Here is a 26,625-nt window from a genome sequence, read left to right as displayed (position 1 = left end):
TCAACACCTGTTCACTGACATTCGTCGTTTATTTTGTTTTTTTTTGATAGACTTCATGCAGAATTTTTTTAGAGTAGTCGAATGTCGATACGGGATGAGCGTAAACAGCAGAGCCGCCAAGCACTTTTAGATGCCGCGCTGGCTTTAAGCACGTCTGGGCGTTCTTTTAGCAGCATCAGTTTGCGTGAAATCGCACGTCATGTCGGCTTGGTGCCGACGGCGTTCTATCGTCATTTTCAGGACATGAACGAGCTGGGACTGGAACTGGTCGATCAGGTTGCCATGCATTTAAAAGGCATTTTGCATCAGCTGGGACAGGCCTATATCTATCAACCGAATACCAAAACCGAAATCAGCCTGGACCTGTTTTTTCAGGCGGTTGAACATCATCCTGAACCTTGGGTTTTTATGATTGCCGAGCGTTGGGGTGGCTCAGAAGTGATCCGCCATGCCATTGCACGGGAAATTAATTTTTTAATTGAAGACCTGGCAAACGATTTGGGTCAAGTTAAGACCATGCAGCACATTGGTAATGCCCAAGACCTGCAAGTATTTTCCAATATTTTAATTAACTTGTCTTTTACCTGGGCCATGACCTGGATGGACATTAGCCGGAAATTTCAGGGTCCGGAACGGTCAACACAGCAAAACCAGTTTAAGCTGCAAACCATGACTCAAGTGCATTTGATTTTCCGTGGCATCTCCAACTGGGACCCATCCAAAGATTCTGCCTCTTCATAATTGAAGACTAGCCGATATAAAAAACCGCCATGATGGCGGTTTTTTTAGAGCCTGTTGCTTATTTGGCTTTACGCTCTTTTTCGACCAGGTAGCTGATCACTTGCGTCACTTTGGCATCTTCGCCTTGTACCACATATTTACCATTGACCACGACCGCAGGCACACCGCTCAATTGATATTGCTGTGCCAATTGCTTGGCTTGTGCCACTTTTGAGGTAATCGCGAATGAATTAAACATGCTGTTAAATTTAGCTTCAGGCACGCCATATTTTACAAAGAACTTGGCCTGGGAGTTTTGATCAAAAATCTGCTGGCCACCCGCATGAATGGCATGGAATAACGGCAGGTGAGTTTTCTTGCGTACCCCTAATGCTTCAGACACGAAGTAGCCACGTGCACCCTGTTCCCACACCGGATTCATGGCAGCCGGAGTACGCACAAAGTTGACATCTTTAGGCATTTTTTTCAGCCAGGTCTGCATATGCGGCTCTAAGCGATAGCAGTGCGGGCAGCCGTACCAGAAGAATTCGCGCACTTCAATTTTTCCAGGTACCTGAACTTTACCCGGGTTGGCCACCACGGTGTAATCTTTACCTGCAACAAAATTTGCTGCCATTGCAGTGCCGGATAAGGCAAAAATAGCCGTCGCTACGCTACCTAAAAGAAATTTTTTCATTGACCTTATTGTCCTCTAAATCATTATGCTTAATTTATGCGATCACTATAAATCAATTATGCCGATTTCGTTTTCATTCTGTGAACTTTTTTACGGCATTTATCGCTTTTTTTAGAATTAACGCTACACTAAGCTTCTGTAACTTTTTTAAATTATAACGACTTGATTAAGGTGATACCGATGTCGCAATTGAATGTTGATCCACAAGAAATTGCCAAATTTGAAGCATTCGCTGCCATATGGTGGGATCAGCATTCTGAGTTCCGCCCCTTGCATATGATCAATCCGCTGCGTTTAAACTGGATTGATGAGCATGCCGGCGGTCTCAGCGGTAAAAAGGTGCTCGATGTCGGTTGCGGTGGCGGTATTCTCTCGGAAAGCATGGCGCGTCGTGGCGCCGATGTTTTGGGTATCGACATGGGTGAAGCACCGTTAAATGTGGCACGCATTCATGCCGAACAGGAAGGCGTACAGAATATTCAATATCGTCAGGTTCCAGTAGAGCAGTTGGCACAAGAGCAAGCCGGACAATATGACGTGGTCACCTGTATGGAAATGCTGGAACATGTACCCGATCCGGCATCGATTATTCAGGCCTGCCAGACTCTGGTCAAACCGGGCGGTCACGTGTTCTTCTCAACCATTAACCGTAATCCGAAATCCTATCTGTTTGCCATTATTGGTGCAGAATATGTCCTGCGTATGCTGGCCAAAGGCACACATGATTACAGCAAGTTTATTAAACCTTCCGAGCTGGCACATGATATCCGTGCGGCAAATCTGAAACTGAAAGACATGACCGGCCTGCATTACAACCCGCTCACCAAACGTTACTGGCTGGCACCGAATGTCGATGTGAACTACATGGTTCACACGGTAAAAGAAGGTGTCTGATGAAAGCTGTACTGTTTGACCTGGATGGCACCCTGATTGATACCGCGGCCGACTTCATTCGCATTATTCAGGACATGTGCCGCGATAAACCCTGTGACATCGTGGCGGCTGATTTAATTCGTACCCAGGTGTCTGAAGGCGCACGCGCCATGGTGAAACTGGTCTATCCGGAACTGGAAGTGGATGATCCTGTGTTCCTTGCACATCGCCAGCGCTTTTTAGACCTGTACGGTGAAGATATTGCAGTAGAGACCGACCTGTTTGAAGGCATGTATCCCTTGCTGGAGCAACTGGAAAGTCAGAATATTCCCTGGGGGATTGTCACCAACAAGCCACGCTGGCTCAGTGAATCCTTGCTTCAGGCACTGAATTTGACTGAACGCTGTGCGGTTCTGGTTTGCCCGGAAGATGTCAGCAACACCAAGCCCGATCCGGAACCGATGTATCTGGCAGCCAAGCAAATTCAGGTCAGAGCTGAAGACTGCATTTATGTCGGTGACCATCCGCGTGATATCGATGCGGGCCGCAATGCCCATATGTACACCATCCTGGCGGGCTATGGCTATTTACCATTGCAACACAAAGATGACTTAACAGCATGGCAGGCGGATTGTATAGTGAAGACAGTTGCAGAATTACATCAAGTGATTAATCAACTAGTCGGTGTAAAACAAGATCATCATTCACTCATTTCATAACGACATAACAATATAAACGAGGAGGTATGCAATGAAATATTCAGAATATCAGCCTCGCCCCGATCTGTTAAAAGATCGCATTATCCTGATTACAGGTGCGGGCGATGGTATTGGCCGTGCGGCTGCAATAAGCTATGCCCTGCATGGTGCCACTGTAGTGCTGCATGGACGTACCCTAAACAAGCTTGAAGTCATTTATGATGAAATTGAAAGCCTGGGTGCGCCACAACCGGCTATTCTGCCTTTGCAGCTCTCCAGCGCCTCTCCTCGTGACTATGAATTGCTGGTCGATACTTTAACGCAACAGTTCGGCCGTCTGGACGGCATTTTGCACAATGCCGGCATACTGGGGGAACGTACCGAACTGGCGCATTACCCAGTAGATGTCTGGGATGATGTAATGGCGGTGAATCTGCGTGCTCCCTTTATTTTGACCCAGGAACTGCTGCCCTTACTGGCAAAATCCGAGCATGCTTCGGTGGTATTTGCCAGTTCCGGTGTAGGACGTGAAGCGCGGGAACGCTGGGGAGCCTATTCGGTCTCTAAAATTGCCATTGAAGCGGTGAACCAGATTTTTGCCAAGGAAAATGTCTATCCTAACGTCCGTTTTAACTGCATCAATCCGGGTGCCACCCGGACCGCCATGCGTGCCAAGGCTTATCCTGAGGAAGATCCAAAAACCTTGCCAACACCGGAAAGCATTATGCCGGCTTACCTGTATTTAATGGGAGATGACAGCCTGCATCTGAATGGTCAAAGCATTGATGCCCAAGACTGATCTGTAAAGATGAAAAGGGAGCGAATACCGCTCCTTTTTTATTACAGATGCAAACTGATTAAAAAAACTGAAAAAGCAGATTTTGAGTATTCCAAACATTAAATCGAATTTTCAAATAAATTTTACAAAAATATTCGTTTTTATAAATCATAACAATACCGCTATGCTGAACAACATGAAAAAACCTTCAACATGAGGAAGTGCAACATGGCAGACCAAAAACGTAAAATTGAAACAATTCGTGTTATTGAAAAACTACAGCTTTCAAATACCTTGACCATCGGTCTGGAGGATGCCAAACAGGCAGAAGCCATTGCTGAGGCAGTCAGCTCACTACAAGGCCTGGTTGAACAATGGAACTAAAAGTAAAATGATATTGAGCAGTCAAACCAGATCAGCTGTTCAGCCAGTTTCTGAGAACATTTTTGAATGAATAAGCATGATCTCAAAAATTTGATACAAAGTTTTCATCAACACAAAGTTTTTTAGTATTTAATAGCCCTATAAAATTGCTGAAGATTTTTAAATGATGAGATATTTTTCCAGTAATATCCTTATTATCTCTGCATTTTTTAAGAAATGAGTGATTTATCTTCACAGTTTCTCTGCAATTTTTGCGTACATTAACATCAATGAAATTAATACTTTTTTTATGAGGGTTCAACATGAAAAAGATTTTGACAATTCTGGCAATTTCTTTCAGTGCATTGATGGCAAACAGTATCACTACTGCTGCACCTCATGAAAAACATGATAATCGTGGCTGGGATCAATCCGATCATCCAAAATTCAATAAAGGCCGTGATTTTCGTGAAGATGATAATGACATGCAGGGCAAACGCCGTATGCGTGAAGAACGCGGATTCAAGCGTCTACAACAGCATAAATGGCAACCGGGATATGTGATGCCGCAGCATTATCGTGGCAATGGCTACAAGGTTGACTATAAAAGCCATGACCTACCTAAACCGTCGCGTAACCAGCAATGGTACAAAATCAACAATGACTATATTTTAGTGGATACAGACAGCAATAATATTATACGTATTCAAGGTTTCTAAACGCCGCTTTTAATTCTCCACGCCCAAACTTCAGTTTGGGCTTTTTTTATTTTTATGCCCTTATTTTCAAATTTCCTTTTTTAACGCTATAACTTTCAGACCTTTACAATCTTCTTTTTTTCTCCATCAATTTCACAATTCAACTAAGATTCCAACATCGTTTATCTCTACTTTTCCTCTAATTTTGAATCATCGAAAACATCTTCCTAAATGATTCAGGGTGAAAGTAATGAAAAAAGTTCTGACTACAATTGCGCTTTCTTTATCTGCATTGATGGCAACTTCTGCAATGGCCGCACCGGACCATCGTTATGATGATCATCGTTACAACCATGCACCATCACATCAGGACAAGCGTTGGGATAATAATAACCGTTATGACCACAACCGTTACGACAATAAAAAGCTCAACCCAAGTCGTGACTGGCGTGCTGGCCAAAACTTCCCACGTTTTTACGACTCATCACGTTATAAAGTCAGCGACCGTGAAGCACGCCGCTTACCCAATGCCAATCGTTATCAACAGTGGTATAAAATCAATGGCGACTATGTATTAGTGAATGAACGTACCGACCGTATTGTGCGCATCATCAACTAAAACCGGTTTAAGTTTCCTCTTCCCTAAAAAAAACACCTGAACGCCATTCGGGTGTTTTTTTATTTTTTAGCTTCCCCCCCGTCATTTTTTGATTAGAATCAAGGAAAGAAATTTTTTAATTTTGAGATAGGTATGCAAACGAATTCATCTGAAACTTCACAAAGCACAAATTTGCAATATGTGCATTGGTTTCGACATTCTGCGCCCTATATCAATGCCCACCGCAACAAAACCTTTGTCATCATGTTTGATGGCGAAGCGGTACAGCATGAAAATTTCCAGCATATTATTCACGACATTGCCCTGCTGCATTCTTTAGGCATTCGTCTGATTCTGGTGCATGGTGCCCGTTCTCAAATCAACCAGAACCTGAAAACCAGCGGCATTCAAACCCCTTTCCATAATCACCGCCGCATTACCACACGAGAATCCTTAAGCTGCGTCATGAATGCGGTGGGATCTATTCGCCTGCAAATTGAAGCCCTGCTTTCCATGGGACTCGCCAACTCACCCATGTACGGCGCCCGTATTGATGTGATCTCGGGCAATTTTGTCACCGCTAAACCCTATGGCATTCGGGACGGCATCGATTTCCAGCTGACGGGTGAAGTGCGTACCGTCGATACCGACGCCATTCAGAGACATCTGAAAAACCACAATATTGTATTGCTGGGTCCAACCGGCTATTCCAGTACCGGTGAAGTGTTTAACCTGGTCGCGGAAGAAGTGGCCACCAATACCGCCATTCTGCTAAAAGCCGACAAGCTGATCTTTTTGGGGAAACAGCAAGGTCTGGTCAATGAATTTGGACAATTGCAGCGTGAAATAGCACCGCATCAGCTGGATCGGCAGATCTTGCAATATCAGGATTCTAACCCGGATATTGCCCTGCAATTGCGCGGTGCCAAAAATGCCTCACTGCAAGGGGTACATCGTGTGCATCTGATTTCTTATACTTACGATGGTGCCTTGCTGGAAGAACTGTTTACCCGTGATGGTGCAGGCACCATGATGACCGATGCCCATTATGAAGATGTGCGTACGGCTACGATTCAGGATGTCGGCGGCTTGATGAATCTGCTTCGTCCACTGGAAGCTGAAGGCATTCTGGTGTATCGCTCACGTGAACGATTAGAAAGTGAAATTGAACAGTTTTCCGTGATTGAACGGGATGGCATGATTCTGGCCTGCGCCGCGCTGTACCCTATTCCCACCTCAGCCAATGAAATTAAATCGGCCGAGATTGCCTGTGTCGCGGTCGATCCAACCTATCGCAAATCTAACCGCGGCAGCCAGATTCTGCATTACCTGGAAGACAAGGCCAAAAGCCTGGGCATTCAGCAGCTGTTTGTACTGACCACACGTACTGCACACTGGTTTGTCGAACATGGTTTTGAAGCAGCCAGTGTGGATGACTTGCCCAATGCCCGTCAGGCGCTGTACAACTATCAACGTAATTCTCTGGTCTTTAAAAAGTCACTTTAAGTCACTACGGTCCCATAGTTGAAGTCCATGTATTAGATTCGCGAGTGTGGCAGGGATGCCACACATTCCCCATCACGACAGGATGTCGTGTATGGGGAATAAAGACTTTTGCCTACTTTTGGTCTGTCAAAAGTAGGGTTTAGCCTACACAGAGCCACTTAAACTTTTAAAGAAAAGACAAGGCTATGAAAAATATAAATATCAAATATTTAAAGATAACAAATCATCATGCTGGTTCAGTATTAAAATAAAATTCAAATTATGGGACAGCAGTGCACTTGAAGTGGCTTTTTTTATGCCTGCTATAGCTTTATTTTTTATATCTTTATCTATGCTTTTGCGAAATTTTTGACGATTTTCTTATGCTGTATTTAAATAACGTTATACCCGCATAAGATTTAGAATTTAAATTATTTAATATCAATAGCTTAATTAAATAAAACTGGATATTGAATTGTCCGGATAAATCACATTTCTGCATAAGTTTTTCTTTTTTTTATTTATCTTTTTTCCTCATTAGAAATTTATCTTTTCTTATTTTTTTCGAAAAAGAAAAGGCTTTAGCGTATGTGTTCAATATTCAACACTTCCTTATTGCGGAGCACACATACATGAGCGCCATTCAAGCAAAATTCTGGGCGAAATCACTGGTCCTTTCTTCAGTAGTTGCTGGCGCAATGATGATGTCAGGTTGCGGAAAAAAAGAAGCTGAAACGGTCACTTTAAATATCGGCTTTCAAAAATATGGCTTGTTACCGATTATTAAAGAACGCGGCACTTTAGAAACGGCATTGAAAGACCAGGGCGTCAATGTGAAATGGGTGGAATTCCCTGCCGGTCCTCAATTACTTGAAGGCTTGAATGTCGGCAGTGTTGTATTAGGCGAAGCAGGTGAAGCGCCGCCAATTTTCGCGCAGGCAGCCAATTCGAATCTGGTTTATATCGCCAACCAGCCGGCAGCGCCTAAAGCTGAAGCCCTGATTGTACAAAAAGATTCAGCCATTCATAGCATCCAGGATTTAAAAGGCAAACGTGTTGCCCTCAATAAAGGCTCAAATGTTCATTATCTACTGTTAAAAGTGTTAGAAGCCAACAAGCTCACTCTAAATGACATCCAGGTGGTGTACTTGCCGCCTTCGGACGCACGCGCTGCCTTTGAACGGGGTGCGGTCGATGCCTGGGTAATTTGGGATCCGTTCTTTGCTGCTGCAGAAAAGCAGATTGGTGCCCGTGTCATTGCCACCGGTGAAAACCTGGTCAGTAACCATCAGTTTTATCTGGCTGACCGCAAATTTGCCGAGCAGCATCCGGATGTGCTGAAAGCGGTCGTGAATGAACTCAACACCACCACCCAATGGGTATCCCAGCATCAGGACGAAGCCGCCAAGCTGCTGGAAAAACCAACAGGACTGTCTAACGAAATCCTGAAAACCTCCATTTCCCGCATGGGCTTTGGGGTACAACCGATTTCTGCTGAAGTGGTGCAAAAGCAGCAATATGTTGCCGATGCCTTTTATAACCAGAAACTGATTCCAAACAAACTCAATATTCAAGCCGCAATTTTAGCGAAGTAAAGCATAGATAAAACTTAGGGGATTTAACATGACTCAGCATCAGCCACACCACAAAGCAAACACCTGGTTCAAAACCTCCAGTCATGGCATGAATGCCCTATTGGTTGCTTGCGCGATGTTGGGTTCAAGCGCCACCTGGGCTGTGGATCCTTCAGTAAAACAGCTACGCGTCGGTTATCAAAAATCTTCCGTCAATCTGGTGATTGCACAGCAACAAAAGCTGTTTGAACAGGAATTTCCTAATGCAAAAATCACTTGGAATGAATTTCCAGGTGGTCCACAAATCTTAGAAGCCCTAGCAGTCGGTTCGATTGATATCGGTGCCACAGGGGATACGCCGCCTGTGTATGCTCAGGCAGGCAACAAGCCACTGCATTATTTTGCCTATGAAACGGCAAAACCTTTGGCTTCTGCCATTTTGGTGCCAAGCAACTCCAAAATTACCCAGCTCCGCCAGTTGAAGGGTAAACGTATTGGGGTGCATCGCGGTTCAAGCTCACATTATTTATTGGTGCAGGCGGTACGCAAAGCCGGTTTGCAATGGACAGATGTTCAACCGATCTGGCTCAGCCCAGCTGATGCCCGAGCAGCGTTCCAGAAAGGCGCGATTGATGCCTGGGCCATTTGGGATCCGTACTATGCTGCGGCACAACTGGAAGATAAAGCCAAGGTGCTGGCTTCAGGTAAAGGCTTAAGCCCAAATTACACCTTCTATCTGGCTTCAAATAATTTGGTGAAGAATCATCCTCAGGCACTAAAAGGCATTATCAAGCAAGTGAACGTTGCAGATAAATGGGTACAAAACAATAAAGCCGCTACTGCAAGCCTGTTTGCGAAAAGCACAGGTCTGAAACCGGTGGTCAGCCAGACTTTTATCCAGCGCCGTCCGAACCCGTCTGGTGCAGCTCTGCTCACAAAGAAAGTGATTGCCGATCAGCAAGAACTGGCCAACCGTTTTAGCGAACTCAAGATCATTCCAAAATCTATCAATATTCAGCAAGCCGTTTGGGCAGGCAAATAATCTAAGGATCAATACAATGAAAATTTTCTGGTTTATTCCTACGCATGGTGACAGTCGTTATTTAGGCACAAGCAAAGGCGCCCGTCAGGTCGATCATGCTTATATGAAACAGATTGCAGTCGCGGTAGATAACCTGGGTTATGAAGGCGTACTGATTCCAACCGGTCGTTCATGTGAAGATCCATGGATTACCGCCGCCAGCCTGATCGATGCCACCAAAAACCTGAAATTTCTGGTGGCATTACGTCCAGGCGTGACCACGCCTGCACTGGCTGCACGTATGGCAGCAACCTTTGACCGTTTGTCTGGCGGTCGCGTTCGGCTGAACCTGGTCACCGGTGGTGATGAGCAAGAGCTGAAAGGTGACGGCGTGTATGAAGATCACGCGACGCGCTATAAAACTGCGGCTGAATACACCACCATCTGGCGTGAAATTTTAAAACGTTCACATACTGGTGAAAGTTTCACTTTCCACGGTGAACATTTAAGTGTCGATGATGCAAAACTGCTTTATCCACCGGTACAGCAGCCTTATCCACCGCTTTGGTTTGGCGGTTCTTCCGATGCCGCCGTGGAATTGGCCACCGACCAGGTCGATACTTACCTGACTTGGGGCGAACCACCGGCAGCCGTAAAAGAAAAAATTGAAAATGTCAGAGCCAAAGCTGCGGCTAAAGGCCGTAGTTTAAGTTACGGTATCCGTTTACACGTGATTGTGCGTGAAACCAATGCACAGGCATGGGCTGCTGCTGAAGAGCTGATTCAATATGTGGATGATGCAACCATTGCAGCTGCACAACAAAAATTCAAGCAGATGGATTCCGTCGGCCAACGCCGTATGGCTGAACTGCACAACGGTGACCGTACTAAACTTGAAGTATCTCCAAACCTTTGGGCAGGTGTAGGCCTGGTACGTGGCGGTGCGGGTACGGCACTGGTCGGTGACCCTGAAACTGTGGCTGCACGCATTCAGGAATATGCCGATTTAGGCATTGATACCTTCATTTTCTCAGGCTACCCGCATCTGGAAGAATCCATCCGTTTTGCTGAACTGGTGTTCCCGCTGTTGCCTTTAGAAACCCGTAAAAAACTGGCTCAACCGAACCTGACTGGCCCTTTTGGCGAAATCGTGGCAAATAACTATGTCGCAGATGAGGCCAAGAAGGAAGTGAAACATCAGGAGCCGGCTTAATGAGCAAAAGCATTTCTGCGGGAGCCTTGGCCAAACCCAAGGTTTCACGTGGAACACCCTTTGGGCAGCGTTTGCTGCCCTGGCTGTTCCCGATTGCCCTGATTGTCATCTGGCAAATTGCCTCCAGTACCGGGCTGTTGGAAAGCCGCATTCTACCTGCACCGACGGCGGTCGTAGCTGCATTCTGGCAGCTGCTGGTCAGTGGTGAACTTTGGCAACACGTAAAGGTGAGTGCTGGACGTGCCCTGCTCGGTTTATTGGTCGGTGGCGGTTTGGGTTTATTACTCGGCCTGCTGAACGGTTCTTCTAAAACCGCCTCCACCCTGCTGGATACTACCTTACAGATGATCCGTAATATCCCGGCTTTGGCACTCATTCCTTTGGTGATTTTATGGTTCGGCATTGATGAATCTGCCAAGCTGTTTCTGGTTGCTGTCGGGGTATTCTTTCCGCTTTATATCAATACCTATCATGGCATTCGTTCAGTCGATCCGCAGCTGATCGAGATGGGCAAAAGTTACGGTTTAACGCGCTGGCAGTTGTATAAAGAAATTATTTTACCGGGTGCGATGCCGTCGATTCTGGTCGGTTTACGCTTTGCACTGGGTCTGGTCTGGGTGCTGCTGATCGTGGCCGAAACCATTTCTGCACAATCCGGCATTGGTTACATGACCATGAATGCACGTGAGTTTTTACAGACGGACGTGGTCCTGGTAGGCATTTTACTGTATGCCCTGCTGGGTAAACTGGCCGATGTACTGGCCGTCACTTTAGAAAAATACCTGCTCCGTTGGCATGCTGGCTATCAAAAATAAGGAATAAGACATGACTGATTTAAGCATCGGGCGTCATGCATCTGAAGAACGCCCAATACCGCAACAACCTGACCCTACCGATATCAATCCTCATGCTGTAGTCGGTGCAGAAATTCTGATTGAACAGCTGCACAAATTCTATGCTGAAGTCAAAGTTCTGGAAGATCTGGATCTGCACATTCAGCCAGGTGAATTCCTGGCCATTGTCGGACGCAGTGGCTGCGGTAAAAGTACCCTGCTGCGTCTGATTGCCGATCTGGAACAGCCGAGCTATGGTGAAATCAAGTTTAAATCGGCGCGTCATATTCGCGAAGGCATCACCAGCGATGACATTCGGGTCATGTTCCAGGACCCGCGACTGTTGCCATGGCGGAGTATTGAGCAGAATGTACAGCTGGGTTTACCTAAACACCAGCAAGACAATGCTTCTGCCCTGCTAGAAAAAGTCGGCTTGAAAGACAAAGCGGGCTTGTGGCCATCGCAGCTTTCAGGGGGGCAGCGTCAGCGTACGGCACTGGCCCGGGCCTTATCGCATAAACCCCGTATCTTGCTACTGGATGAGCCCTTAGGAGCACTGGATGCACTCACCCGTCTGGACATGCAGAACCTGATTGAAAAACTCTGGACCGAACAGGGTTTTACCGCAATTCTGGTAACCCATGATGTCAGCGAAGCCGTGCAGCTGGCCGACCGGATTATCCTGTTAGATAAGGGACACATTGCCCAGCAGTTTAAAGTGGATTTGCCTCGACCACGTCAAAAAGATTACGCCTTTAATGAACTCGAGCAACAAGTATTAAATGCCGTACTGGCGACCTGATTTTTATTTTTGAATCAGGATTTAAAATAAGCGCTTATCAATCCGGAGTTGATTGGCGCTGATCTCAAGATGATGTAAAGGCAAGATAAACAGATTCTTTAATTTTATTTAATGATGGCTCTTCCCCTCACATATTGCACCACCTACCGGGCCTCAATATTTTAATTTGTAATCTGACTGAAATACTGGAGAATATGCATCGGGTACTAAACAGCCATCTTTCTACCTCAATTTTTTACTTTTTTGAATTTATCGTAATTTCATAGCTCATCTACAAAATAAATCATCATTATTCATAAAATTAAAACTTTTGCTTATGCACAAATCTGACGATTTGCCGTACAATTTATGTTTCCCCTTTAATTTTTTAAATTTGCCAATGGAACAAAAAAAGAGTACACAAAAAAGACATCAATTGCTGAATGCTGCACTCGATGTATTTTCCCTTTACGGTTTTAATGGGGCAAGCTTAGACGAGATTGCTCAAATTGCTGAAATGCATAAATCAAATATTTTCTATTATTATGAAAATAAAGAAGCGTTATATGTAGAAGTGCTCACTACCGTTCTACAGAAATGGCTTGCGCCACTGCAAATGCTGGAATCAGAGCTAGAGCCTGAAGAAGCCATCACCAATTATTTATTGCAAAAAATTGAAGTATCGCGTACTCAACCGAAAGCATCCCGTCTGTTTGCATTGGAAGTGATTCAAGGTGCTCCGCATATTTTGCCAATTCTAAAAGGTCCTTTAAAGAAACTGTTCAAGCGCAAGGCTAAAGTGATTAGCACATGGCAAGAACAGGGGAAAATTGCCAAAGAAATTGACCCTGAACTGCTGATTTTGAATATTTGGGCATTGACCCAGAACTATGCCGATTTTGCTGTCCAGATGGAAATGGTCACCGGCAAAACCTTACGCAATCGCAGTATGCAACAACGTTGTATTCACCATACGGTACACATGATGTTATATGGCGTCATTCCCCGTCCATAACTCTTAAATTATCGTCAACGATAGTTTTGGCATACGACCATAGTTTTCTATGGTCGCCGAATTTCCACTTTCACTGTTCTTCTTTTATCGTTTGATATAATTTTGATAGCTTTTGCGCACCCAACAATAAATTTTCTTCCCAATCCAGATGCGCAGTTTCATTGGCCCCATCGGTAATATATTTCACTGAAACAAATCTTACCCCCAGTTTTTTACACACTTTGGCCATGGCATAGCCTTCCATATCGACCAGATGGCATGGCACTTTAGGCAGGCCTGTTTCAAAGCTGTCCCCCGTTCCACAGATGCCTTGAGGCAAATACTGAAAATAGGACTGCAAATGAATTTCTGCCGGATGGTCCTCATCCATAGGAGTCACCCCGACTGCAAAACCGAGCGGGGATACATCCATATCCCGTTGCACAAAGGTTGTGACTTCCACCAGTTCATGCGCATTAAAATGTGAACTTCCCGCCGTACCCAAATTCAGTAAGGTCTTGCAACCGGTCTTGTGAATCACCTCAAAGGCTTTAAAGGCCGCATTGACTTTGCCAATACCGCTGTAATGGACTTCGATGCCTGCCTGCTCAAACAGACCTTTAGATTCACTGGGCAAGGCCATAATTAAAGCCAGATCAGACATAGCAAAACCTTCGTAACGTGCAAATTTAAAGTTGTGCACATTAGAAAAGAATTACCCAGCAAGTGCAAATTTAAAATCGTGAGCATGCTAGCGTGCAAAAATTTAATAGCCCGCATTCACTTGAATATTTGAATTTATTTTTCTTGGCATCACCAAGTTTAAAACCATTCCATGCAATGAATCTGCTGTATGCAGATTTTTTTCACATCCTATTTTTGCAAGAAATTTAATATTTTTTTGTATGAAAACACAACAACAAGACGAAAGCGTAAGATTATGGCAATATATAGCCCTGATAATTTTTCACTTATTGATTCGCCCATGAAGCTGCTCCGCCTGAATGCTTTAGCGCCCAATTTTCAATTGCCAAAAACGGCCGTAACCATTGGTAATTTTGACGGTGTACATTTGGGCCATCAGGCGATGATTAGCCAGTTAAAACAGCTGGCAGCCGCAGAAAATCTAAAAACCCTGGTGATGATTTTCGAGCCGCAACCTCTGGAATTTTTTAAGGGTTATGATGCTCCTCCACGCATCACCTCACTGCGTGAAAAAGTGGAATATCTGACCGAACTGGGCGTGGACTACATTGCCGTTGCAAAATTTGATAACCATTTCCGCAGTCTCAATGCGGAAAGCTTTGCTGAACTGTTAAAACTCAAACTGAATGCCCACAGCCTGGTATTGGGAGATGACTTCCACTTTGGCAAAAACCGTCAGGGCAATAGTGAGTTTTTAAGAGCCTATGGTTTTCAGGTCACCAACTTAACCACGGTTGCACTGGATGGTGAACGTGTCAGCTCGACCCGTATTCGTCAGACCCTGCAAGCAGGCGATTTAGCCCTGGCTGCCAAATTACTCGGCCGTCCCTATAGCATTACCGGTCGGGTACAATACGGTGACCAGATTGGACGAACCCTTGATTTTCCAACCATTAATGTTGCTTTAAATCGTCATAAACCTTGTCTAAACGGGATTTACGGCGTCGAAGTAGTATGTGAAACCCTATCGTTAAAAGATAAAGTGAAGGCTGACAATCCTGAAAAATCAGGCATTGCAGGCTATGAACCTACTGCCCTGTTCGGTGCCGGACATGTCGGCACACGACCGGCCATCAAACAAGTCCATCCAGAATGGCGATTAGAAGTACATTTTCCTGATGTTTCTGCTAATCTGTATGGCCTGTTAATGCGGGTGACATTCTTGCACTATTTACATGGCGAAAAGGACTACCCTTCGCTTGAAGCATTAAAAGCCGGAATTGATGACGATGTTGAGAAACTGCTTGAGTTTCGACAAAACACGCCCCATTTTCCCTTTTAAATCCCAGATTTTTTATTGTAAAACGCGTCAGCCCAAGGCTGATTAAATTGGAAGACAACTTGCATGAGCGATAAGCAAACTCCTGAAAATGCAGTGGATTATAAAGCCACGCTAAACCTCCCAGGTACTGAATTTGCAATGAAAGCAAATCTGGCAGTACGTGAAGCAAAATGGTTAGAAGAGTGGTATGCCGACAACATTTATCAGCAGATTCGTGCATCGCGTATTGGCAAGAAAAAATATGTGCTTCATGACGGCCCTCCGTACGCCAACGGTCAAATCCATTTAGGTCACGCAGTCAATAAGGTTTTAAAAGACATCATCATCAAAAGCCGCGTGATGGATGGCTATGATGCCCCTTATGTGCCGGGTTGGGACTGTCACGGTCTGCCAATCGAACTGAAAGTTGAAGAAAAAGTCGGTAAGGTCGGCGTGAAAGTCGATGCCGCAACTTTCCGCAAGCACTGCCGTGAATATGCCTACACCCAGGTTGAATTACAGAAAAAAGACTTCGTGCGTATGGGCGTGTTCGGTGACTGGGACAATCCATATCTCACCATGAACTTCAAGCAAGAAGCCGACATCGTGCGTTCTCTGGGTGCCATTGCCAAAGCAGGTCATATCGAACCGGGTTTAAAACCGGTGAACTGGTGTCTGGACTGTGGTTCGGCATTGGCAGAAGCTGAAGTTGAATATGAAGATAAAAAATCGGATGCGATTGATGTCGGTTTCAGCGTGGTTGACTTGGCAGACCTGTCTGCACGTTTAGGCGTGCAAGTGACTGACCGCACCGACATCGTAATCTGGACCACAACACCTTGGACATTGCCTGCCAACCAGGCGGTTGCCCTGCATGCTGAAATTGAATATCAATTGGTCAAAGCACGTGCCGATGAAAAAGCACCACAAAACTTTATCTTAGCCAAAGAATTAGTACAGTCAGCGACTGAACGCTACGGCTTTAGCAGCTATGAAGTATTGGCTGACTTCACAGGTGACAAACTCGAAAACCTGATCTTGCAACATCCACTGATTCAAGCACGCCAAGTGCCTGTAATTTTAGGCGAACACGTGACCGCAACAAGCGGTACAGGTGCAGTACATACCGCGCCTGGACATGGTGTGGACGACTATAAAGTTGGCCTACAATACAACCTAAAAGTTGACAATCCTGTTGGTGGCAATGGCGTATATTTACCTACTGCACCAATCTTTGCAGGCGAACACATCTACAAAGCCAATCCACAAATTATTGCGACTTTGGCAGAAAACAATAAGCTTTGGGCACATCACCCAATCAAACACAGCTATCCACACTGCTGGCGCCATAAAACCCCGATTATCTTCCGTGCAACACCGCAATGGTTCATCAGCATGGATGCCAAAGGTTTACGTCAAGGTGCATTGAACGCGATTGAAAATGAAATCAGCTTTGTGCCGGATTGGGGTAAAAACCGTATTCAGGCGATGATTGAAGGCCGTCCGGACTGGTGTATCTCACGTCAACGTACCTGGGGCGTACCAATTCCATTCTTTGTACACAAAGACACCAACGAGCTTCACCCACGTACACCTGAACTGATTGAAGAAGTTGCAAAACTGATAGAACAGGAAGGCATTGATGGCTGGTACAACCGCGATGCTGCCGACTTTATTGGTGCGGATGCTGAACACTACAATGCGGTACGCGATACGCTGGACGTATGGTTCGACTCGGGTACAACCCACTACGCCGTACTTCGTGAACGTGAAGAACTGCAAGACCCTGCGGATTTGTACCTGGAAGGTTCAGACCAGCACCGTGGCTGGTTCCAGTCGTCATTGCTGACTTCAATTGCGATTAACGAACGCGCACCGTACAAAGGCTTGTTGACGCATGGTTTCGTGGTCGATGAAAAAGGCCGTAAGATGTCTAAATCGTTGGGTAACATCATCACCCCGCAAGACATCATTAAAGACATGGGTGCAGACGGCTTACGCTTCTGGATTGCATCTGCAGATTACCGTTATGAAATGACGGCGGGTAAGGAAATCTTTAGCCGTGCTTCGGACGGTTACCGCCGTATCCGTAATACCTTGCGTTTCTTGCTGGCAAACCTGAACGGCTTCCAGCCAGCAACTGATGCTTTACCAGTCGATCAATTGATTGCCTTGGATCAATACATCCTGCAACGCGCAAGCGACGTACAAAAAACCATTCAGCAAGCTTATGAAGATATGAACTTCCATATCGTCACTAACGCGCTGACCAACTTCTGTATTAACGACCTGGGTGGTTTCTATCTCGACATCATCAAAGACCGTCAATACACCACCAAAGCGGATTCACAAGCCCGTCATTCTGCACAAACTGCCTTGTATCACCTGGTCCAGGCCTTTGTACGCTGGATGGCGCCAATCTTGAGCTTTACTGCACAAGAAGCTTGGCCTTTAATTCCAGGTCAAAGCGAGAAATACGTATTCACTGCCGAGTGGTATGACATTCCGGTGGCTTCAACTGCCAATCTGGTTTCAGAAGCTGACTGGCAGACTTTAATTAGCGTTAAGTCTGCGGTGAACAAGCAAATTGAAGCAGCGCGTAATGCCAAACTGATTGGTTCTAACCTGTCTGCCAAAGTTGAACTGTGGGCCAATGCCGAATTGAAAGCGGTACTGGATCAGTTAAACGATGAACTTCGTTTTGTCCTGATTACTTCACAAGTGGCAGTAAATGCCTTTGATGAAGCACAAGGCGAAGCAAGCGATCTGGAAGGTTTACGTGTGAAAGTTTCAGCGGCCGATGGTGAAAAATGTGCACGCTGCTGGCATGTCTTGCCTGATGTGAATACACATCATGAACATCCAGGTCTTTGTTCTCGTTGTATTATTAACCTTCCTACAGGTCAAGGCGAAGAGAGAAAGTATGCCTAATCCGCAAAACAAAAAGGGCTTATTTCAATTCTACCCGCACAATCTTGTGTGGGTCGGATTATCCATTGTGGCGATTATTCTGGATCAATGGACCAAATGGTTTGCAACGACCCATCTGAACTATGCAGATCCGGTCCCTGTACTGCCCTTTTTAAACTGGACATTGCTACATAACTATGGCGCAGCCTTTAGTTTCTTGTCCGATGCCGGTGGATGGCAACGTTATTTCTTTACTTCACTGGCAGCATTAGTGTCTGTGATTTTTGTATTTTGGCTGATGCGGATGCCAAAAAAGATCGTGATTTTACCCATGGCGATTGCCCTGATTTTAGGTGGCGCCATCGGTAACCTGATTGACCGTGTAACTTTGGGTTATGTGGTCGATTTTATTCACGTTTATTACAACAACAGCCACTTTCCTGCTTTTAATATTGCCGATAGTGCCATTACCGTAGGCACGATCTTGCTCCTGATCGATACGTTTTTCCTGGAAAAACACCGTATTCAACGTGCGGAAGCGCAACAAAATGACTGAAATTATTAATCCGAATGAAGAAACCCGAATTGCAGCAGGCTCTAAAGTTGAGCTGCATTTTTCGGTCGCTATTGAAAATGGCGTGGAAATTGACAACACCCGCAGCCGTGAAACGCCTGTCAGCCTGGTAATGGGTGATGGCAGTTTGTTGCCGGGCTTCGAAAAAGCCCTGTTTGGTCTACGTGCCGGGGACCGTCGTACCGTGAGTCTTCCTCCTGAAGAGGCTTTTGGTCCATGGAATCCTGAAAACGTACAAAAGTTTGACACGGTTAAATTCGAACAGACACCTGTTGTGGGTCATATGATTGAGTTTGAAGATAAAGCCAAGCAAAGCCTGTTTGGTGTGGTGAAATCGGTCGGTGAAGACATTACCGAAATTGACTTTAACCACCCGCTTGCCGGTAAGGATATTACTTTTGAAGTGGAAATCTTTAAAGTAACGCCTGCGGGTCAGCAAGGCATTAAAATTATGTAAGGTTTCAGCCCTATACCTTTAAAAGCTCCTTCGGGAGCTTTTTATTTTCTGTTTTTATAACAGGCTAGAAGATACAAATCCCTAATATTCAATAAATAACATTCATAATAAGTTAAAGACGAAAATTCAAAAAACTAGGGAGCATACATGAAAATATATATTGTCGTGGGTAGCGTGCGTGAAGGGCGGACCGCCATTAAAGTGGCACGCTGGGTAAAGCGCAGTATAGATCAGGCCAATTTTAGTACCGTTCAGGCCGAACTGGTCGATTTAAAAGAATGGAATCTGCCGATTTTTGCCGGCAGCCATCCGCCCATAACAGGCATTTATGATCAACCCAAACAGCAAGACTGGGCAGACAAAGTGGCTTCGGGCGATGCCTTTATTTTTATCAGTCCTGAATATAATCATGGCTACAGTCCGGCGCTTAAAAATGCACTCGACTACGTTGGTAAAGAATGGCAAGGCAAACCGGCTGCCTATATTGGCTACGGTGCAACCAATGGCTCCCGTTCCATAGACCAGATTCGCCAGGTCGGCACACAACTCGGTTTAATCGACAGTAATGCGGTCATTGAAATTCGCGATATTTTTTCACGTAATAAAACCGAAGAATTTGAACCAAATGAGTTTGACCAGAAGACCTTAAAGGACGTGCTGAATAAACTGATTCAATACGTAAGTTCTTGATGTGTTGGAAAACGTTGTACGTTTAAGCTTACAAGATTTGAAGAATATATCTCCTTTTCACACATTATTTTTCACGATATATTTAACTCATACCGAGACAGGAAGTCTCTAAGCTTAAAACTAAAAAGATAAGCGAAAATAACAGCAGGATGCTGCAAGGTACGACAGGAGTTATACCTTTGAATGAATATGAAAAACCCCGACAGGATGTCGGGGTTTTTTCTTTATACATGACTGTGATCTGACTGACCATTTATCGAAAACTTGAACCCAAACGATCAAAAGTTACATGAGATGCAAATTTCAAACTCTATAATTACACCCATGCAAAAATGAGGAATCAAAGGAATAATCCTCAGAATTATTCCAGCCATCCTCAACAAAATAATAAAATGGAACGATCAAGACAAGCAGGCCTTTTTTGATGCCATGTACCGGGATGCCCTGTTACTGCAATGACAGAAAGGTGATGTAGCCATTGTGGATAATATCAAGATCGCCCATTGGCGCATGAATGGCGAACAAGGCAACCGTAAACTGATCCAGATACAGGCCAATGCGTTTAATGCAGATGAACACTACGCCGCCTGATCCAGGCAATCATGAATATCCATTATTCCCAAAGCCCCACCTGGGGCTTTTCAATTGTATAGGCCGTATTATTTCGCAGTCATTTTCAGCAATCTGGCATTTTGACCGTCTTCCAGCACCCAAATAGAGCCATCCGGGGCTTCCAGCACATCACGGATACGTTGCTTCATATCCACGCGTTGTACTTCAGTCACAGGTTTCATCGCTGTATCCACCACCACAATGGATTTGGAAGATAAACCGCCAATCAGGGCTTTGTTTTTCCATGCAGGAAATTGGGAACCCTGATAAAAAATCAGGCTGGATGGGGAAATGACAGGTGTCCAGCTGATTTCAGGTGCTTTAAATTCAGGGCGGGTATGATGGTCAGGAATATCTCTGCCATCATAATGATCGCCATTTGAAACCAGCGGATAACCGTAATTTTCACCTTTTACAATCAGGTTCAGTTCATCGCCACCTTTGGGACCCATTTCAACCACCCAAAGTTTGCCTTGTGCATCAAATGCAATGCCTAATGGATTGCGATGTCCCAACGACCAGACCTGTTTTGCAACTTCGCCCTGACTGCTAAACGGATTACCTGCAGCAGGCGTTCCATCCTCATTAAGACGCAATATTTTGCCTAAATTGGATTGCATATTTTGCGCCGGATCAAACTTCTGGCGTTCACCCGAGCTAATCCATAACTTTCCATCCTGACCAAACAGGAGCCGATGGGCATAATGTCCCTGCCCTTGTACTTTAGGTACCTGTTTCCATATGGTTTTTAAATTTTTAACTTGCGGTTGCTGACTATTAGATAAATCTAATTCACCCCGGGCAACTACAGCACCATAACCGCCCTGTCCTGCTTCGGCATAACTGAAGTAAATGATATGGTTCTGTTCAAATTGTGGATGCAAGGCGATATCGCCCAAGCCGCCTTGCCCGCCATAGGCTACTTTAGGTATGCCTTTGACTTCAATTTTTTGTCTGGTTTTGGGGTCAAATAGCTGTAACTTTCCCTTTCTTTCAGTGACCAGTAAACGGCCATCCTTCAGCTCTGCCATGGCCCAGGGTTCATTAAATTCTGCGATGCGCGTCAGTTTATACGTTTGATTGACTGAACCTGAAGAAGGTTTGGAAGATGCAGTTTCTGCGGCTGACTTGGCTGCCGGATTGACAGCATCAGTTTGTGCATTACACGCGGTTAAACCTGCTGTACTGATCAATATGATGGTGCTCAACATACGCTGTCGGAATATTTTCATTCTGATTATCCTCTGCCATTCAAAGAGCTCACCCGTTTTATTCTAAGTACAATATTGAAAATCACTATTTTTTATTGGTAACAAACTTTCATTTGGTCTGGTGGGTTATGTAAGACATAGCGTACACAAAATGGTTCTATTGACCTCTATCTCCTTCAAGATAAATTTCTTATTCTGAACTCATCAGGAGACAGGAAGTTTCCCAAACAGAAAACAACAATAATAATGTTTGAGCATCAGGATGTGAGGTACGACAGGAGTTATACCTAGGCAACCCATATAAAGAAGCCCTATCAGGATGATGGGGCTTCTTTTTTATCAGGATAATCCTTTTAAGCTTTTAAGGTAAGCTACGACTTCTTTATTGCCTGCCATTTCAGCAAGCTCCAGAGCGGTATAGGTACTGCGATGATTGACATCTGCGCCTTTACTGATCAATAGCTTCACGACTTCTAAGTGATCATTTTCAGCTGCTGCATGTAAGGCGCTATAGCCTTCTTCATCGGCAGAGTTGACGTCCAGACCTTCCTGTAAAGCCTGTTCAACCTGGTCGATGTCGCCTAGCGATGCCCAGTACACCAGTTCAGGAAGATGCAGTTCGTCGTCATCTTCAGGGATAGGGGAGAATGATTTAATAGTCATAATTGTATTACCTAAAATTTTTCTAATTATGAAATGGTTGATTTTATCCAGTCAACATCAAGAAAGTTCATCATATATAAATCTTTGGTTAATTACTTTTGAATTTTTTTAATAGTTCTTCACTTCCTGATAACACTGACAAAGCCATATCAATCATTAATTTTTTCCCTGATTGTATATTATCGATATCTATATCTTCCAAATTAGCATCAGTAAAATCTGGATTGATTGCCATTTCAAAGTTAACGATCCACCAGTTTTCAATTTTATGAATTAATTGGTAAGCACATAGAAAGTTCTTCGTCAGGTCTTTTATTTCACCATTAAAAACGATATCACTCATTTCATGTGCCAAATAATTTCTATAACTTTTTAAAACTTCAATATTTTCCTTATCTTCTTCATTAATTACTTCATTTTCTATTAACCAAGAAATAGAAGCGTAGAAATGATTTTTATGTCTTGATAAAACTTCTAATCTATATTCTTCCTCTCCTTCTAAATCCTTAGCACCAATTAAAGTCATAACATAAAAGTCTTTGATTCGACTAATAATCGAATCTTTCAACATTTCATAAATAGTTATATACATCGAAATATTAATTATTCGATCTCTAAATACTTCAGGATTTAAAAAGCTTTCCCATTGTTCGCGATAATCCATTTTTTATAAATTTTAAGCTCATGATTTTTTAATTTAAATTGCTTTAGATGATCAGTAAATAAAAAAGCCCCCTTTCGGAGGCTTCTTTTTAAACTTAACTTTTAAGCTTTAGATACTGCCGGTTCAGCTGAACCAATCTTTTCAGACTCATCGTCATGCATAATCAATGCAACTGCAATCGCAGTAATTAGCACCGGTAAGCCGACTGCAATGAAGTTGAAATGTGCAGGCAGGTTCATACCCAGTAAGCCACCAATCAAAATTGGACCTACAATCGCGCCCATACGACCAATCGCAGATGACCAGCCAATTCCTGTTGAACGTACTGCCAATGGATAGAACTGCGCAACATAGCTATACAGCAACATTTGCGAACCAATCGATGCTGCACCCGCCAAGAACACCAAGATGTAAAGTAAGAACTGGTTAGACGCAAAGCCCATTGAGCTCATCACAACCGCGCCCATCATGCCTAAAACCATCAATACCGGTTTCAAGTGGAAACGGTCTGCAAGAATACCGCCGCCCACAATACCGACCACTGCACCCACGTTCATGACCATCATAAACATCAGGCTGTTATCCATCGAGTAACCAGCTGCCATCATCAGCTTCGGTAACCAGCTGCTCAAGGCATACATGGTCAGCAAGCAGGTGAAGAATGCAACCCAGAACAATAAGGTATTGGTTGCACGACCACGACGGAACAGGCTTACTACGTTTGCCGCTTCAGGTACACTTTCCTGTGGCAAAGTAAATGTGGTCTGGTCCGTAACCTTGGTATTTGGCGACAGGCGACGCACAATACGACGTGCTTCAGCCTGCTTGTTTTGCTTTACCATAAACGCCAAAGATTCAGGCAAGAATTTCCAGATTACAGGCAGTAAAAATAAAGGAATACCGGCAATAAAGAACATGATTTGCCAACCAAAATCAGGCGTAAACCATGAACCTAATAATGCCGCCATCACACCACCAACGGCATAACCGCTAAACATGGTGGTCACAAGTGTGCTGCGCATTTTTTGTGGAGCATATTCAGAAGTCAATGCCACCAGGTTTGGCATCACACCGCCAATACCCAGACCAGCCAGGAAGCGTAAAATACCAAATTCAGTTGGGTTAGAAGCAAAACCACCAGCAAAGGTTAAACCACTGAATAAAACAATACAGATCATGATCACTTTTTTACGACCAATCTTGTCCGCCAAGGAACCAAAGATCATCGCACCAAACATCATGCCTGCAAGAGCTGTACTGGCAAGCATTCCCGCTTGAACGGCACTTAGGCCCCAGTCCTTCATTAATAGTGGTAAAGTTACACCATTAATTGCCAAATCATAACCATCAAATAAAATTACCAGTAAACACCAAGCAACTACATTGAAGTGAAAAGGCGTAAATTTCGCATTGTCGACTACAGAATTTATATCTACAGTTTCCATTGTCATCGTTCTCATCTCCCATGAGTACTTGTCCGTAACATCCTTTAAATATTCGGCTGAATATTTAATTCGACGCAATATACGCAAGCCGGATTTAACGCACAATAAGACTAATTGATATTCTTCTATGAGCACTGGAATAACATTTATTTGATTGATATATCACATTATTATTAGATTAATTTATGATCATTTTTATAAGTAAATTGGGCTATTCAGGCCTTTTAGATCGATTATCTTTTTTGATGGGTTTGATTTTGTACAAAAGATATGCAAAAGCCCCTTAATTCAAAGGGGCTTTTTTAACTGGATGGACCAATGACGGCAGTTTAAATTTTGGCTGTTTTCAATTGTTTCACTACAACGCGAACAGGTTTTGGTTGACGAATCATTGAAATAGCGATCATGCCGATAATGCCTGGAATTGCAACCGCGATAAAGTTCCATTTATGTGGTAATTCCATACCAAGCAGCATACCAATCACGATTGGACCAACAATTGCACCGGTACGTCCCACAGCAGAAGCCCAACCAATACCAGTAGAACGTACTGCAACAGGATAGTATTGAGCAACAAAGCTATATAACAAGATACTTGTACCAATCGATGATGCACCTGCCAAGCTGACAAGTAAGTAAATAACAGGCTGTGGAGAATTAAAGCCTAAACCAACCAAAGACAGTACACCGACAATTAACATGCCAATAAGAACAGGTTTAAAGTCAAAACGGTCTGCTAAAATACCACCACCAATCGTTCCGATCACTGCACCAATATTCAGTGCTAATAAGAACATTAAACTGCTGCCTAAAGAATAACCTGCAGCCATCATCAGTTTTGGTAACCAACTTCCAAGTGCGTAAAGCATAAGTAAGCACATGAAGAAAGCAACCCAAAATAAGAATGTTCCTGTTGCACGATTTTCTGAAAATAAAGCTTTTACAGATGCACTGTGTGTCTGATCGCCTGTTGCTAGAACGAGTTCAGTATCTGCTCGTACGTCTGCAGTTGGCTCAACTCGTTTGATAAAACGACGTGCTTCATTCATTTTTTGTTCTTTAACCAGGAAAGTTAAAGACTCAGGTAAGAATTTCCAAAAAAGTGGCACAAAAAGTAATGGAATACCTGCAATGAAGAACATAATTTTCCAGCCAAAGCTTGGTGCAAACCAGGAACCACATAATGCAGCCATAATACCGCCTACGGCATAACCACTAAACATTGTGGTTACAAGTGTACTTTTTAAACGTTTAGGCGCATATTCAGATGTTAAAGCAACGAGATTCGGTAATACGCCACCAATCCCTAAACCTGCAATAAAACGTAAAATACCAAACTCTGTTGGATTCGTTGCAAATCCACCTAAAAATGTAAAACCACTAAATAAAGAGACGCAAATTAAAATAACTTTTTTACGACCAATTTTGTCTGCAAGCATACCAAACAGCATTGCTCCAAACATCATGCCAGCGAGTGCTGTACTTGCCAGCATACCGGCTTGAACAGCACTCATGCCCCACTCCTGCATCAGCAGAGGCAGAACCACACCATTGATCGCTAAATCATATCCGTCAAATAGAACAATGAATAAACACCATAATACAATGCTCAAGTGAAATTTAGTGAATTTTGCCTGATCAATCACATCATTCACACTAACCGTGTTTGCTGCCATTTTTTTCTCACCTCCAATTGTGAGTTTTAATTAATTGTTATTACTACGACACAGCACATGATCTGTAATCTTTTTATTATTTTCGATGATTTATAGCAGTATGCTTTCGTAACAGACTAAGTTGAACACAGCCATTTTCGAGTAAACACTCTACTAAAGTATTAAAAATGACCAGAATTCTAGACCCTTGAGTTTAGTTTTTAACCATTTTTAAATTGACAATGCTGAATTGGGGGCAAGGAAAGTAAAATTGAATTGTTTTTTTGAATCATTCTTCTTTTTAATAAAAATTCTACGCATAAAAAAAAGCCCCCTGCTTATGCAGAGGGCTTTTTAGAATAATGAGCTGGCGATGACTTACTCTCACATGGGTAATCCCACACTACCATCAGCGCTAAGAGGTTTCACTTCTGAGTTCGGGAAGGGATCAG

At 43.9% G+C, this 26,625-nt stretch carries 26 protein-coding genes and 1 rRNA gene; 19 read left to right on the top strand and 8 right to left on the bottom strand.

All coding sequences use genetic code 11. From position 1 onward, the window contains the following. Positions 1 to 81: 81 nt before the first annotated feature. Positions 82 to 741 (top strand): TetR family transcriptional regulator, encoded by a 660-nt coding sequence (locus BLP85_RS13200; RefSeq protein ID WP_092820599.1) that lies wholly within the window; start codon positions 82 to 84, stop codon positions 739 to 741. A gap of 58 nt (positions 742 to 799) precedes the next feature. Here BLP85_RS13200 and BLP85_RS13195 read toward each other — a convergent pair whose 3' ends face one another. Next, positions 800 to 1,417 carry a thiol:disulfide interchange protein DsbA/DsbL gene (locus BLP85_RS13195; RefSeq protein ID WP_092820597.1) on the bottom strand — a complete coding sequence of 206 codons (618 nt, stop codon included), beginning with the start codon at positions 1,415 to 1,417 and terminating at the stop codon, positions 800 to 802. Between the two features lie 180 nt (positions 1,418 to 1,597). On the opposite strand from BLP85_RS13195, the gene ubiG reads away from it, so the two are divergent. From ubiG to BLP85_RS13130, 13 genes are all read left to right on the top strand, one after another. Further along, entirely contained in the window at positions 1,598 to 2,311 is a 714-nt protein-coding gene (gene ubiG / locus BLP85_RS13190) for a bifunctional 2-polyprenyl-6-hydroxyphenol methylase/3-demethylubiquinol 3-O-methyltransferase UbiG (protein ID WP_092820595.1), read from the top strand. Beyond that, a complete protein-coding gene (locus tag BLP85_RS13185) occupies positions 2,308 to 3,009 on the top strand; it encodes an HAD family hydrolase (RefSeq protein ID WP_171259722.1) in 702 nt (233 codons plus the stop codon). Before ubiG ends, BLP85_RS13185 begins: the two co-directional genes overlap by 4 nt. Before the next feature lie 31 nt (positions 3,010 to 3,040). Next, entirely contained in the window at positions 3,041 to 3,787 is a 747-nt protein-coding gene (locus tag BLP85_RS13180; RefSeq protein ID WP_092820591.1) for a YciK family oxidoreductase, read from the top strand. Between the two features lie 207 nt (positions 3,788 to 3,994). Beyond that, positions 3,995 to 4,150 carry a hypothetical protein gene (locus tag BLP85_RS14980; RefSeq protein ID WP_171259719.1) on the top strand — a complete coding sequence of 52 codons (156 nt, stop codon included), beginning with the start codon at positions 3,995 to 3,997 and terminating at the stop codon, positions 4,148 to 4,150. A gap of 302 nt (positions 4,151 to 4,452) precedes the next feature. Further along, a complete protein-coding gene (locus BLP85_RS13170) occupies positions 4,453 to 4,848 on the top strand; it encodes an RcnB family protein (protein ID WP_092820587.1) in 396 nt (131 codons plus the stop codon). Between the two features lie 229 nt (positions 4,849 to 5,077). After that, positions 5,078 to 5,446 carry an RcnB family protein gene (locus BLP85_RS13165; protein ID WP_092820585.1) on the top strand — a complete coding sequence of 123 codons (369 nt, stop codon included), beginning with the start codon at positions 5,078 to 5,080 and terminating at the stop codon, positions 5,444 to 5,446. A gap of 132 nt (positions 5,447 to 5,578) precedes the next feature. Beyond that, positions 5,579 to 6,931 (top strand): amino-acid N-acetyltransferase, encoded by a 1,353-nt coding sequence (gene argA, locus BLP85_RS13160; protein ID WP_092820583.1) that lies wholly within the window; start codon positions 5,579 to 5,581, stop codon positions 6,929 to 6,931. Positions 6,932 to 7,542: 611 nt separating this feature from the next. Beyond that, positions 7,543 to 8,505: a sulfonate ABC transporter substrate-binding protein gene (locus tag BLP85_RS13155; protein ID WP_092820581.1), complete on the top strand. Its 963-nt coding sequence runs from the start codon at positions 7,543 to 7,545 to the stop codon at positions 8,503 to 8,505. Positions 8,506 to 8,593: 88 nt separating this feature from the next. Then, complete coding sequence (locus tag BLP85_RS13150) at positions 8,594 to 9,526, top strand: sulfonate ABC transporter substrate-binding protein (RefSeq protein ID WP_228143305.1); 933 nt, start codon at positions 8,594 to 8,596, stop codon at positions 9,524 to 9,526. Between the two features lie 16 nt (positions 9,527 to 9,542). Beyond that, positions 9,543 to 10,718, top strand: a complete 1,176-nt coding sequence (gene ssuD / locus BLP85_RS13145) for an FMNH2-dependent alkanesulfonate monooxygenase (protein ID WP_092820577.1) — start codon at positions 9,543 to 9,545, stop codon at positions 10,716 to 10,718. Continuing rightward, positions 10,718 to 11,533 (top strand): aliphatic sulfonate ABC transporter permease SsuC, encoded by an 816-nt coding sequence (ssuC, locus tag BLP85_RS13140; RefSeq protein WP_092820575.1) that lies wholly within the window; start codon positions 10,718 to 10,720, stop codon positions 11,531 to 11,533. Before ssuD ends, ssuC begins: the two co-directional genes overlap by 1 nt. Positions 11,534 to 11,543: 10 nt before the next feature. Then, the gene (locus BLP85_RS13135) at positions 11,544 to 12,353 is read left to right on the top strand and encodes an ABC transporter ATP-binding protein (protein WP_092820573.1); all 810 of its coding nucleotides are present in this window, start codon (positions 11,544 to 11,546) and stop codon (positions 12,351 to 12,353) included. Between the two features lie 379 nt (positions 12,354 to 12,732). Then, positions 12,733 to 13,347 (top strand): TetR/AcrR family transcriptional regulator, encoded by a 615-nt coding sequence (locus tag BLP85_RS13130; RefSeq protein ID WP_092820571.1) that lies wholly within the window; start codon positions 12,733 to 12,735, stop codon positions 13,345 to 13,347. Between the two features lie 70 nt (positions 13,348 to 13,417). On the opposite strand, the gene BLP85_RS13125 is transcribed toward BLP85_RS13130, so the two are convergent. Next, a complete protein-coding gene (locus BLP85_RS13125) occupies positions 13,418 to 13,990 on the bottom strand; it encodes a phosphorylase family protein (protein ID WP_092820711.1) in 573 nt (190 codons plus the stop codon). A gap of 321 nt (positions 13,991 to 14,311) precedes the next feature. Here BLP85_RS13125 and ribF point away from each other — a divergent pair, with 321 nt between their 5' ends. The 5 genes from ribF (at position 14,312) to BLP85_RS13100 (ending at position 19,923) form a co-directional block, all read left to right on the top strand. Further along, complete coding sequence (ribF, locus tag BLP85_RS13120; protein WP_092820569.1) at positions 14,312 to 15,313, top strand: riboflavin biosynthesis protein RibF; 1,002 nt, start codon at positions 14,312 to 14,314, stop codon at positions 15,311 to 15,313. Positions 15,314 to 15,376: 63 nt separating this feature from the next. Next, positions 15,377 to 18,223, top strand: coding sequence for an isoleucine--tRNA ligase (ileS, locus tag BLP85_RS13115; RefSeq protein ID WP_092820567.1), 2,847 nt, complete (start codon positions 15,377 to 15,379; stop codon positions 18,221 to 18,223). Next, complete coding sequence (lspA, locus tag BLP85_RS13110) at positions 18,216 to 18,758, top strand: signal peptidase II (protein ID WP_086196606.1); 543 nt, start codon at positions 18,216 to 18,218, stop codon at positions 18,756 to 18,758. Before ileS ends, lspA begins: the two co-directional genes overlap by 8 nt. Then, positions 18,751 to 19,233, top strand: a complete 483-nt coding sequence (locus BLP85_RS13105) for an FKBP-type peptidyl-prolyl cis-trans isomerase (protein ID WP_092820565.1) — start codon at positions 18,751 to 18,753, stop codon at positions 19,231 to 19,233. Before lspA ends, BLP85_RS13105 begins: the two co-directional genes overlap by 8 nt. Positions 19,234 to 19,380: 147 nt before the next feature. Next, positions 19,381 to 19,923 (top strand): NADPH-dependent FMN reductase, encoded by a 543-nt coding sequence (locus tag BLP85_RS13100; RefSeq protein ID WP_092820563.1) that lies wholly within the window; start codon positions 19,381 to 19,383, stop codon positions 19,921 to 19,923. A gap of 659 nt (positions 19,924 to 20,582) precedes the next feature. On the opposite strand, the gene BLP85_RS13090 is transcribed toward BLP85_RS13100, so the two are convergent. The 6 genes from BLP85_RS13090 to rrf all read right to left on the bottom strand — a co-directional run. Next, complete coding sequence (locus BLP85_RS13090) at positions 20,583 to 21,767, bottom strand: PQQ-dependent sugar dehydrogenase (RefSeq protein WP_092820561.1); 1,185 nt, start codon at positions 21,765 to 21,767, stop codon at positions 20,583 to 20,585. A 318-nt stretch (positions 21,768 to 22,085) separates the two neighbouring features. Then, entirely contained in the window at positions 22,086 to 22,409 is a 324-nt protein-coding gene (locus BLP85_RS13085; protein WP_092820559.1) for an ankyrin repeat domain-containing protein, read from the bottom strand. Between the two features lie 88 nt (positions 22,410 to 22,497). Then, the gene (locus BLP85_RS13080) at positions 22,498 to 23,073 is read right to left on the bottom strand and encodes a DUF4145 domain-containing protein (protein WP_228143303.1); all 576 of its coding nucleotides are present in this window, start codon (positions 23,071 to 23,073) and stop codon (positions 22,498 to 22,500) included. Positions 23,074 to 23,174: 101 nt separating this feature from the next. Next, positions 23,175 to 24,524, bottom strand: a complete 1,350-nt coding sequence (locus BLP85_RS13075) for an aromatic acid/H+ symport family MFS transporter (RefSeq protein ID WP_092820557.1) — start codon at positions 24,522 to 24,524, stop codon at positions 23,175 to 23,177. Positions 24,525 to 24,847: 323 nt separating this feature from the next. Further along, the gene (locus BLP85_RS13070) at positions 24,848 to 26,194 is read right to left on the bottom strand and encodes an MFS transporter (protein WP_092820555.1); all 1,347 of its coding nucleotides are present in this window, start codon (positions 26,192 to 26,194) and stop codon (positions 24,848 to 24,850) included. A 344-nt stretch (positions 26,195 to 26,538) separates the two neighbouring features. Continuing rightward, positions 26,539 to 26,625: ribosomal RNA gene (gene rrf, locus BLP85_RS13065) — 5S ribosomal RNA — on the bottom strand; the annotation flags it as partial.

It is taken from the genome of Acinetobacter kookii (assembly GCF_900096895.1).
In the GTDB taxonomy this organism is placed as follows: Bacteria; Pseudomonadota; Gammaproteobacteria; order Pseudomonadales; family Moraxellaceae; genus Acinetobacter; species Acinetobacter kookii.
Note: the sequence above shows the minus strand (reverse complement) of the source record. Positions and strands in the feature narration are given on the sequence as shown.

Coding starts and splice junctions, on each gene's coding strand:
- BLP85_RS13075 (WP_092820557.1), bottom strand. CDS start 24,524: ATGACAATGGAAACTGTAGATATAAATTCTGTAGTCGACAATGCGAAA.
- ribF (WP_092820569.1), top strand. CDS start 14,312: ATGAAGCTGCTCCGCCTGAATGCTTTAGCGCCCAATTTTCAATTGCCA.
- BLP85_RS13135 (WP_092820573.1), top strand. CDS start 11,544: ATGACTGATTTAAGCATCGGGCGTCATGCATCTGAAGAACGCCCAATA.
- BLP85_RS13195 (WP_092820597.1), bottom strand. CDS start 1,417: ATGAAAAAATTTCTTTTAGGTAGCGTAGCGACGGCTATTTTTGCCTTA.
- BLP85_RS13070 (WP_092820555.1), bottom strand. CDS start 26,194: ATGGCAGCAAACACGGTTAGTGTGAATGATGTGATTGATCAGGCAAAA.
- BLP85_RS13100 (WP_092820563.1), top strand. CDS start 19,381: ATGAAAATATATATTGTCGTGGGTAGCGTGCGTGAAGGGCGGACCGCC.
- BLP85_RS13125 (WP_092820711.1), bottom strand. CDS start 13,990: ATGTCTGATCTGGCTTTAATTATGGCCTTGCCCAGTGAATCTAAAGGT.
- BLP85_RS13170 (WP_092820587.1), top strand. CDS start 4,453: ATGAAAAAGATTTTGACAATTCTGGCAATTTCTTTCAGTGCATTGATG.
- BLP85_RS14980 (WP_171259719.1), top strand. CDS start 3,995: ATGGCAGACCAAAAACGTAAAATTGAAACAATTCGTGTTATTGAAAAA.
- BLP85_RS13165 (WP_092820585.1), top strand. CDS start 5,078: ATGAAAAAAGTTCTGACTACAATTGCGCTTTCTTTATCTGCATTGATG.
- BLP85_RS13150 (WP_228143305.1), top strand. CDS start 8,594: ATGAATGCCCTATTGGTTGCTTGCGCGATGTTGGGTTCAAGCGCCACC.
- BLP85_RS13090 (WP_092820561.1), bottom strand. CDS start 21,767: ATGAAAATATTCCGACAGCGTATGTTGAGCACCATCATATTGATCAGT.
- ssuC (WP_092820575.1), top strand. CDS start 10,718: ATGAGCAAAAGCATTTCTGCGGGAGCCTTGGCCAAACCCAAGGTTTCA.
- BLP85_RS13085 (WP_092820559.1), bottom strand. CDS start 22,409: ATGACTATTAAATCATTCTCCCCTATCCCTGAAGATGACGACGAACTG.
- ileS (WP_092820567.1), top strand. CDS start 15,377: ATGAGCGATAAGCAAACTCCTGAAAATGCAGTGGATTATAAAGCCACG.
- BLP85_RS13155 (WP_092820581.1), top strand. CDS start 7,543: ATGAGCGCCATTCAAGCAAAATTCTGGGCGAAATCACTGGTCCTTTCT.
- BLP85_RS13180 (WP_092820591.1), top strand. CDS start 3,041: ATGAAATATTCAGAATATCAGCCTCGCCCCGATCTGTTAAAAGATCGC.
- ssuD (WP_092820577.1), top strand. CDS start 9,543: ATGAAAATTTTCTGGTTTATTCCTACGCATGGTGACAGTCGTTATTTA.
- BLP85_RS13080 (WP_228143303.1), bottom strand. CDS start 23,073: ATGGATTATCGCGAACAATGGGAAAGCTTTTTAAATCCTGAAGTATTT.
- BLP85_RS13105 (WP_092820565.1), top strand. CDS start 18,751: ATGACTGAAATTATTAATCCGAATGAAGAAACCCGAATTGCAGCAGGC.
- ubiG (WP_092820595.1), top strand. CDS start 1,598: ATGTCGCAATTGAATGTTGATCCACAAGAAATTGCCAAATTTGAAGCA.
- BLP85_RS13200 (WP_092820599.1), top strand. CDS start 82: ATGTCGATACGGGATGAGCGTAAACAGCAGAGCCGCCAAGCACTTTTA.
- argA (WP_092820583.1), top strand. CDS start 5,579: ATGCAAACGAATTCATCTGAAACTTCACAAAGCACAAATTTGCAATAT.
- lspA (WP_086196606.1), top strand. CDS start 18,216: ATGCCTAATCCGCAAAACAAAAAGGGCTTATTTCAATTCTACCCGCAC.
- BLP85_RS13130 (WP_092820571.1), top strand. CDS start 12,733: ATGGAACAAAAAAAGAGTACACAAAAAAGACATCAATTGCTGAATGCT.